This window comes from Sporocytophaga myxococcoides (assembly GCF_000775915.1).
Taxonomy (GTDB): Bacteria; Bacteroidota; Bacteroidia; order Cytophagales; family Cytophagaceae; genus Sporocytophaga; species Sporocytophaga myxococcoides_A.
This window is the reverse complement of record NZ_BBLT01000037.1, coordinates 1-592: the sequence shown is the minus strand read 5'-3', so window position 1 is coordinate 592 and position 592 is coordinate 1. Positions and strand designations below refer to the sequence as shown.

Sequence of the window (592 nt, the reverse complement as noted above, 5' to 3'; positions counted from 1 at the left end):
GCAGATTTGCGATGGGCGGGTTTTCAGCACAAATGTTGAAGCAGAGAACTGTACTTCCTTTAACCACAAAACTGTCTGCGGAGCACGAAGCCCCGCCTATTGCAAATGTGCTGTTAGGTGCTGCTGTTCTGTCCATACTTTGTGATAAAATCTTGTCCATTATTGTACTCTACTGGATTAATGTATGAAATGACTCCAATGTCTGAATTCAAAATATTTTTGAGTTTTTCAAAATACTTACTTTCCGTTTCTTCATTACCATCAATAGTCAGACTCATTATCAGTTTATCGTCTTCTGTAATATTAGCACCAACCATAATTTTGTCTGGGTTGTCGTGATTTTTATTCCAATAGAAAGTCTGATTTAGGCCAGTGTTTTCTATGAAATAATTTATCATTTCGTCTTCTGTTTTAAATACGTAATCCTCATCACCTGGTCGAGAAGCATAGTCTAAATTCAATTTTTCGTATTCGGGAGTAAAAGTATTCAAAACTAAGTCAATAGTTTTTCTTGATTTTTGTCCTGCGTAAACTTGACAAATTATGTCTCGAATCATTTCCATTGGTTCGTTTCAGTTGCACCTAACGTTTT

Annotated in this window: 1 protein-coding gene; it reads right to left on the bottom strand. The window is 35.6% G+C overall.

Going from position 1 to position 592, the window contains the following annotated elements; all coding sequences use genetic code 11:
• Positions 1-113 precede the first annotated feature (113 nt).
• Positions 114-557: a hypothetical protein gene (locus MYP_RS24605; protein ID WP_156140829.1), complete on the bottom strand. Its 444-nt coding sequence runs from the start codon at positions 555-557 to the stop codon at positions 114-116.
• Between the last annotated feature and the right edge of the window lie 35 nt (positions 558-592).